At 49.7% G+C, this 545-nt stretch carries 1 pseudogene; it reads right to left on the bottom strand.

Annotation, left to right across the window (positions count from 1 at the left end):
* Window positions 1-286: 286 nt before the first annotated feature.
* Window positions 287-545: pseudogene (locus EZM41_RS13895) on the bottom strand (hypothetical protein); the annotation flags it as partial.

The raw sequence follows: 545 nt of genomic DNA, 5'->3' as shown, positions 1-545 counted from the left end.
CGAAGTGCAGTGAAGTTTCGACACACCAAATCTGCAGGTTTATTGGCAGATTCGTCAGGGATCGTAGTCCTTATCTTCCTGCCACAAATGATCCCTTTTAGGCCTATGTCTTTCATCAGGCGCTCCACAGTGCACCTTAAGCTACTTTAATGCTCTCTCGATTGAGAGGTCCTACATACTTTCCTATCTCCGTAGACTCAGGAATTCCTCCCATACCCTTTTAATTTCTTCCCGCAACATGGCGTCATGCTTTTTGCGAGGCCAGTGAGAAGCTGGATCGATTTGGCTACGTTTTCTTTAGCAAGTATTCGACTGAGCGAAGCCTTATGACGAAACGCGCTTCTTCTGGTATAGCGTGAGCAACCTCTTCCACTGTATCTATGCCCAAGGAAATGTTGGCGCGTTCGAGAGCTTTATCCAGTGGATTTACTCCCTCCGGGGAGATATAGCCTCCGATGAAGCGATCCCGGCAAAGCCGGCTCGTTTCGGCGATTGGCCTGCCCTCAACGCGCGCCTCATAGAAGCACTTAGATCCAGAGGGATCG

This window comes from Acetomicrobium sp. S15 = DSM 107314, from assembly GCF_016125955.1.
Classification (GTDB): Bacteria; Synergistota; Synergistia; order Synergistales; family Thermosynergistaceae; genus Thermosynergistes; species Thermosynergistes pyruvativorans.
Note: the sequence above shows the minus strand (reverse complement) of the source record. Positions and strands in the feature narration are given on the sequence as shown.